General features: G+C 63.6%; 3 protein-coding genes. All 3 read right to left on the bottom strand.

The window, feature by feature from the left end; all coding sequences use genetic code 11:
* Nucleotides 1–109: 109 nt before the first annotated feature.
* Nucleotides 110–3,898 carry a LamG-like jellyroll fold domain-containing protein gene (locus ACVOK8_RS03680; RefSeq protein WP_481565625.1) on the bottom strand — a complete coding sequence of 1,263 codons (3,789 nt, stop codon included), beginning with the start codon at nucleotides 3,896–3,898 and terminating at the stop codon, nucleotides 110–112.
* 92 nt (nucleotides 3,899–3,990) lie between these two features.
* Nucleotides 3,991–5,052, bottom strand: coding sequence for a pectate lyase (gene pelA, locus ACVOK8_RS03675; protein ID WP_481565624.1), 1,062 nt, complete (start codon nucleotides 5,050–5,052; stop codon nucleotides 3,991–3,993).
* Nucleotides 5,053–5,130: 78 nt separating this feature from the next.
* A complete protein-coding gene (locus tag ACVOK8_RS03670) occupies nucleotides 5,131–8,301 on the bottom strand; it encodes a TonB-dependent receptor (protein ID WP_481565623.1) in 3,171 nt (1,056 codons plus the stop codon).
* Nucleotides 8,302–8,315: the final 14 nt, after the last annotated feature.

Genomic DNA, 8,315 nt, shown 5'->3' with positions numbered 1-8,315 from the left:
GGGCCTTCTTTTTTTTTTTTTTTTTATTTCTCTTCATGTCCTCTTCCTTGCGTGGCGCCCCACTACCGCAAGCAAAGCGCCTCTCTCGAAGGGAGGGGCGCCCCAGCAATCACCGCAAGGGCAGCCGGTTATTGAGCTTCGTCACCTCAGCCACATCCCCTTCCAGACCAACCCGCACGCTCGCTCCCTCACGCTTGAACCCGGCCGGCATCTGCAGCTCCACCGTCGCCGTCCGCGGCGACAGATCCAGCGGCGCTTCCAATGCAGGCACCGCAATCCGAGCGACCTCACGACCGCGCGCATCTTCCAGCACCGCATAACCAGCGCCAGTCCCGACATGCCCCAGGCTGTGCACGGTCAGCAGCACGCGCTCACCCTCGATCTTCAGATCGCCACGGCCAATGCCCAGGTCCGCGCGTGTCTCCACCGGCGTCCCCGGCGTCACCAGCTCGAACTCGAATACCTGGTTCTGCTTCGGTGCAAACCGCAGCGGCGTACCGACGCTCTTCTCCAGCAGCACCTCGTGGACCTCCGCCTTGCCGTCGATCACATCGTCACCATCGCGATCCACACCGCTACGCACACGCCAGGTACCGGCGGCGATGTTCCAGCCAGTCATGGTCGCATCGAGCGGCGTATTGCCAAGGTTGTAGGCAATCACCTTGAAGCGCTCACGTGACGGCGCATGCACCAGCAAGGCGACCTGTTCGGCACCGTCAGGCTGGGCGAACTGCCAGCTCACCGTATGCCCCGGCCAGCTCTGGTTGCGCTTCAGGCCGATGCCACCCAGCCGCAGGCGCTGCAGGAACTCACTCGGGGCTTCGACGCGGTCGCTCCACCAGTGGCCTTCGGTGTTCATGTACTCACGCTGCGCCTTGGCCTGGATGCCGTCGGCGTGCAGCGTTTCCAGGTACTTCTTGTCACCGGTCTGCTGCCAGGCGCTGATCGCAGCAAAACCACTGCCGCCCTTGTCGGCATCGGCCACCAGCTGCTTGCCCCAGTCCTGCTGCCTGCCCAGCACATCGACGTAGTTCTCGCCGAGGTTGGAGAGCACGCCCGGCCCACCACGCACCACGCGGTAATCCAGCGCCTGCAGGTACTTGGCATCGCCGGTCCAGCGCCACGCGGCCCAGAAGGTGTGCATCAGATCGCCACTACCCGAGCCCTGGTTCAGCTCGCCACCGCGGGTCTTGCCCGTGGCCCAGTTGATCTCGTTGGGCAGGGTGAAGCGGCCCTTGTCGTCCTTGTAGGCGTGGGCCAGATAGCCGTCAGCCAGACCGGTGACCAGTTTGCGACCGGTGGGATCGGCGTTGTACTCACCCATCAGGAAAGCCGGGTGCAGCGCCGGGAACGAGTATGGCTTCTGCCATTGCCAGTTCGGCTCGCGGTAAACCTTGTTGCCGCCAAACCAGTTGCTGGAGAACAGCAGGTTGCCCTGCGGGTTGCGCAGGATGATGCGTTCGTCGAAGGCCTTCACCGTCTCCATCAGGCGCTCGACGGTGAGCGGATCGCCCCAGTTGAGGTAGAGCATCGCGCTGTTGGTATTGATGCCCTCCTCGTAGGCGTGCAGCTCATCGGTCTCGATGGTGCTCAGGCCGTTGGAGAACATGCCGTTGCGGTAAACCGCATCGGAGAGTGCCGTCAGCGAGCGGTTCAGGCGCTCGGGCTCCACGCCCATCAGTGCCAGTCCCGGCCACTGCTGGGTCAGGTCGCTGTCGTCGGAAATGCCGCCGCCGAAATCGCCATAGGCGACCTGCCGGTTCTCGATCCACCAGTCGACAAAGTGGCGCACGTACTTCAGGTCTTCAACCTGGCGGAACGCCCACAACGGCACACCCTTCGGCGCCTGCGGTTGCTCAAACGCCGGCTTGCCCTGGCTGTTGTAGCTGATGTAGTTCCAATACAGGCGCCCAAGCTCATGGTCCGGGTCGACCCGCAGCAGATCACTCAGATCGGCGTAGACGCGCGAATACAGCCGCTGGCGTTTGGAGGTTGTGTGCTCCTCGACCAGGAAGCCCCAGTTGTCGCGCACCTGGTTGAAGCGGTCGGCGACGTGCTGCTTGATCGCCTCCTTGCGGTCCTTGAACACCAGCCGCACTTCGGCGCCGTCCAGCGATGCGGCATTGAAGCCGGGCGCAGCCGAGGCCACCGAGATCCACAGGCTGTCGGCGGTGAGGATGCGGTCGCGCAGGTCCAGCCACAGCGTGCGTGCTTCACCCGGCTTCACCGACACCGAGACATCGATCATGTCGCGCGCCGGCCAGATCGGATCCTTGATGCGGATGTTCAGCGGTATCAAACCATCATGCGTCGCCGGCAGATCCAGTGCGGGGATATCGATCGCCACACCATCCAGGCCGTCATACATGTTTTCCCAGCTGTGCGCCCAGCTGCGGATCAGCGACTGCGCGGCCGGTGCATCGCCGACCCCGGACGGAACCAGCACGTGCACGATCGGCATCGGCTTGGCCGGTAAGCTGTCGGCAGCACGCTTGCGCGAACCTGCACCCTTGGGCAGCGCCATCACCGTGCTGCGCTCATCCGGCGCAAAGCGGCCGTCGATGTAATCGCGCAGGCTGGCGATGTTGGTGTAATCCGGCAACACGCTGCTGTTGATCTGATAGCGCTGCGTGACCGTTCCTTCCGGCTCGGCCGCGTCGCTGACCTGATAACCCCAGATCTCCTGGATCGGCGTTTCCTGCGCGGTGTTGTGGAAGTGCAGCGTGCCGCCGACCTGGTCAGCGAAGCTGTCGACGCTGCGCACCACGCCCTGCGGACGATTGAACAGGGTGCCGGCCGTGCCTTTAAGCTCGCCGTAGGCGGCGCCGCGGATCTCGATGCGGTTGATGTGCTCGCCTTCGGGAACCGTCAGGTCGAGTTGCTGGCCACCTTCAACATAGGTGTTCCAGTCCGGCAGCTGCATGTAGTCGTTGCGGCCAGGCAAGCGCGAGCGGTTATAGACGCCGGGCCAGGTGGTTTCGGCGATGCCGTCGGTGCCCTTCCACATCCACTGCAGCTTGTCTTTTACGTCAGCAAACTCGACCTTGCGAATGCTTGTCGTCGCTGCGCTCAGTGCCGGCGGTGCGGCACCTTCCCAGCCATAACGGTGCCACCAGGCGCGCTGCGAGGCGCTGCCGCTCTCGGCGCTGCGCGGCTCGGCATTGCGCGCAAGCGCGGCCACACCGGCGCCATCGAGCATGCGGTCATAGACGCGGATCTCGTCGAAGTCGCTGCCACGCAGGAAGTTGTAGCGGCTCTGCACCTGGTAGGGCGCCATCACCCGGCCAGCGAGGCCGAGCTGGTCCAGCGCTGCGTCGTAGTCGCCGGTGGTTGCCGCCTGCGCGACTTCACGGCCATCGACGAACAGCTTGACGCCCTTGTCCTCGTCCCAGGCAAAGGCGATGTGCTGCCATTGCTCGGGCGATGGATTCTTGTCGAGCTTGAACGAGACGCGGGTGCGGGCCAGGTTGGCATCGGTGACGAAGGCATCGAAGCCGTGCCCGTTCCAGTCGATGCGCAGCCACGCCATGTCCCAGCTGCTGTGGTCGGCATAGCCGACGCGGAAGATCACGAACGGGGTTTCGCCCACCGCATAGCGCGAGCGCCAGAAGAACGACAAAGTGCCGCGCTCGGCCTGGATGTTGCCCGGCGCATTCCACGACAGCACGCCGTCGTCCTGCCATTGGATGGCACGGCCATGTGCGCCGTCATCGACAAGGCTGACCTTGTCCTGGAAGTTCGGCGTGGCATCGCCACCTGCGCTGTCGGCGACGAAGCCCTTGTCCGCGGATACGCGGAACAACAGCTCAGGCGACTGCGCGACTGCGCTCAGCGGTGCCAACAGCAGGCCCAGCACGCAGGCGAGGTGGGTGGGACGCAACACGGTTTTCTGGTTCATTGTCTAACTCGTTCCAAATCGGTTGACTGCAACTGCCTTACCCTCATCCGGCCCTTCGGGCCACCTTCTCCCGGAGGGAGAAGGGCCTGGCTTCACGTTCGCTCCGGCATCTTCCGCCCATGCCGCTGCGCCCATTTCGGCCACTCCCGTTCCAGCAACTGCTCCGGCCACACGCCATACCAGGCATAACCTACCCGGCGCTCGTTCGGAATATCCGCGAAGCGCGCCACACGCTCACCCTCGCGATTGACGAACATCGGCCGCCCCTGTTCCAGATCGTAGAAGCGTGCCCACAGCCGTGCGCCTGCCAAAGGTTCTACAAGCACGTCCTTGCCACTGGGCTGCTCCGGTGCCTCGACCTTGCGCATCGCCAGGTCCAGCAAGGCATTGGCCTGCAGCCACTGCAGGCCGGCTTCGATGGCTTCGATGGTCTGCGGGCTCGGCTCAGGCTGGCGCATCAACAGCCGCAGTACGCCCACCGACTCGGATACCGCCAACGATGGCAGCTCGTAGGAGCGCGCCTTGGCCGGTTGCAGGCTGACCTCGTCGTATTGCGCGGCCCAGATGGACAGTCGCCCATCCATTCGCACCTGCGTGGCCAGCACATTCTGCAGGCCGCGCTGCAAGGCGGCGTTGGCCTTGCCTGCATAGTCCGGCGGCAGGCCCGCAACTGCGGGCGCACCTTCGGCGATGTCCTGCAACAGGTCCAGCACGCGGGTCATCGCGTCGTCGTTGAAGGTGATCTGGTGGCGGTACAGCGAACGCTCGGGGTAGTACTGCGGCCAGCCGCCATTGGCGTACTGCGCGGCCAGCAGATAATCCACGCCGCGCCGTGCGGCGATCAGGTAGGCGGCGTTGCCGGTGTCTTTCCAGGCCTGCAGCAGATGGCGGATCTCGCGCGTGGTCGCCTTGTTATCGATATTGGCGTCATCCAGCCGATCCGGGTCCTGCAACGCTGCGCGCTCGCTGGCGCTGAACACGTGCTGGTAATCCACCGCCTTGCCCAGGTACTGCTTGGACCAACCGCCGGATGCAGTCTGCAGCAGCAACATGTTCTCGGCTTCGGGCTCGGTGCGCTGCAGCGCTGCCTGCACCGCCGAGGAGCTCCAGCCCGTGCTGATCAACAGCGCAGCCGACAACCACAAATGCCTCATCGCATCCTCCTGCGTGCACCGGGACACCAGCGTGCCGGCATCCCGGTGGTGCTGCATTGGCCTTGCGCGCGCGCCATCTCAGAACTTGTAGCGCGCGCCGACGTAGTACTGGCGGCCGGTAACGGTGTAGCGATCGGCCATCTGCAGCGACGAATCCACATAGCGATGGTCCGGCGTGTCGAGCAGGTTGATCGCCTCGAAGGTCAGCGACAGCTTCTTGTTGACCTTGTACGACATGTTGAAGTCGACGTTGCGCACGCTGTTCTTGCCGGTGACATCCGGCGTTGCGAACTGGTTGCCGTCCAGGTCCCAGACGCTTTCCTGGCTGAGGATCTCGCCGATGTAGCCGTCGCGGTAGCTGGTGGAAACACGGGCGCTGAACTTGCCATCGTCGTAGTACAAAGTGGCGTTGTACGAATTCGGCGACAGGTTGACCAGGTCGTTGTCGGTGAAGGTGGTGGTGATGCTGGTATTGCTGTTGCCGGCCGAGCTGAACATGTACTTGATGCTCGACTCGACATGCGTGTAGTTGAGCTGGATGCCGAACTTGCTCCAGATGCCGGGCAGGAAGGTAAACGGTTGCTGGTAGCTCAACTCGTAGCCCTTCAGCGGGCCGCCCGGGGTGTTGTAGTAGCTCTGCACGTTGAACATGGTGTCGGCGGTGAAGCCAGCCGGCAACAGGTCCAGCGCGTAGCCCATGTCACCCCAGGTGGTCAGCAGGCGGGTGCGCTGCACATAGCTGTCGATGTCCTTGTAGAACAGTGCCGCCGACAGCAGGCCACCATCACCGAAGTACCACTCCGCACTCAGGTCGTAGTTGGTCGAGCGGAACGGGTCGAGCTTGGGGTTGCCAAGGTTGATCGCAAACACGCGCCCATCATCGAAGTAGCCAGTAGGGCCGCCGCTGACGCTGGGTGACAGGTAGGCAAGCGTCGGTCGTGCCATGGTCTTGGCCGCGCCGAAACGCAGCACCACGTTCTCGGCCACGTCCCAGGCCAGGTTCAGCGACGGCAGCACGTCCTGATAGCTGTGGTTGACCACCGAGCGCACCAGCGAGCGTTCACCGGCTGCAGCCGTCGCGCTGGCCACACCAAAGAACGATTCGCAGTTGGCCGAGTTGTTGCCCGATGTGGCTGCGTTGCACGGTGCCCAGCCCGAAGAACTGATCTGGGTATTGACCACGCGCACGCCGAGATTGCCGCGGAAGGCGCGGTTCCACAGTTCGGTGTTGAAATCCAACTGCAGGTAGCCGCCGAGGCTGCGTTCGTTGACCTCGAAGTTGTTGTTGGACGCGCCGAAGTGGCCGACGCCGGCCAGACGGTAATCACCGCCCTGCACGCCCGTGTCACAGTTGCAGTTGATGTTGAGCAGTTCGGCGATCTTGCCGAAATCCGGGACCAGCCAACCGTTCGGCACATTGCCGGACAGGTTCTTGCCGAAACCGGTCAGCGTGGTGCTCAGGTCACCGACGGTAACGCCCGCCGGCAGGGCCTGGGCCAGGCGGCCGTAGCTGATGTGGCGGTACTCCTCCGACTCCATGTCGTAGTCCTTGTAGGCAAGGCCGGTACGCAGGGTGAAGGTTGGATTGATGTTGAACTGCAGGTCGACCTTGGCAGTGTCGAAGGCGTTGTTGACGTAACTCGGGTTCAAGCGCACTTCGCTGATGTTGCTGCCGCGCGCGGTGCCGTTGCTGTTGACCGGCACCGCACCGTAACCCAGCCACGACCATGCCGCCGGGTCGTTCAAGGCGAAGGGCAGGGTCATGTTGGGCATGTCGCCGCCGTTGCGCATGTCCATCACGAAGCCATCGACATTGCTGTTGTCGAAGCTCACCAGCGAGAACACCGGGCGCTCGTAGTCCGAACTGGAGTGGCCGAGCACGGCCTCCATCTTCACCGCATCGTTGAAGTGATGTTCCAGGTTCAGGCTGTACTGCTGGAAGGTGGTCGATTCCTCGATCAGGCTGGACTCGGTGCGGAAGTCAACGTTGTCGAATACGCCGTAGATCAGCCGGTTCTGCGCGTCCACCTCGGCCTCGCGCACCACGATCTGGGTCTTGCCGCCGAGGTTGGCGGCACGATGCAGGTTGGCGCCAATGGAGTCTTCACGTTGTTCCTTGTCCAGCTTCGAGTACATCGCATCGAAACTGAGCAGGGTGTCATCGGAAACGCGGAACTGGAACGCACCGGTTACACCCAGCCGCTCAATCTCATGCGCGGTGCGGATGTAGCGCGGGTAGCGCGGGATCCAGGCATTGGTCGCGGTCTCGTAGGCGGCGATGTTTTCCGGCGTATTGTCCGGCCGCGGCAGGCCGGTACCGCAATGGGTGGCGCTGATGCCGTAGCTGCCCCAGCCGTTGTTGCGGTCCTGGTTGGCCTGGCTTCCGCTGCCAGCCGGGGTTTCATTCGATGCCGGGTTGCGCGGTGTCTGCGGGTCATAACCCACCGGCGAGCAGAAGCCGTAGGTGCCGTTGTTGGCGGCGTTGGACTGGTTCGAGTTGCGGTGGTTGCCGTGCTCCCATCGCACCGGGTTGTAGCCTTCCTCGTACACGTTGCGCTTGCTGTACGAGCCAGACAACAAGGCACCAAAGCGGCCATCGGCCCAGGTGTTGCTGATCAGGCCGGAGAAGCGCGGGTCATACTTTTCCGCCAGCTCGCCATAGCCGGCCTGTGCCGATGCCGAGGCCTGGAAACCGGCAAAGTCGAACGGCCGCGAACCTCGCAGGTCCACCGTCGAACCCAGCGAGCCTTCATCCATCTGCGCTGACTGGGTCTTGTTGACCTTGACCTGGCTGAAGAGTTCGGAGGCGAAGGTATTGAAATCGAAGCCGCGGCTGCGGTTGACGCCGCTGCTGCCGTTGCCGGCGGTAGCCAATGCTTCCAGGCCGTTGAGGCGCACGCGGGTGAAGTCCGCGCCCAAGCCTCGGATCGAGATGCGCTGGCCTTCGCCTCCTTCGCGATCAATCGATACGCCGGCGATGCGCTGCAGCGACTCGGCAAGATTCTGGTCGGGGAACTTGCCGATGTCCTCGGCGAAGATCGCGTCCACCTGTTCGGTGGTGTAACGCTTTTCGTCCAGCGATTTCTGCAGGCTCTGGCGGTAGCCAGTGACGTTCACTGCATCCAGCTGGGTGGCCTCGGCGGCCGCAGGTGCGGACTGGGCGAAGGCAAGGGGAGCGGTCAATACCGAAGCAATGGCGGTTGCCAACAAGGTAACCGGTGTCTTTCCAAAACGGCGCTTACGATCCATGCGGTTGGCTCCTT

This window comes from Stenotrophomonas sp. STEN083, from assembly GCF_056759195.1.
The sequence above is the reverse complement of the archived record's forward strand: the minus strand, read 5'-3'. Positions and strand labels throughout refer to the sequence as shown.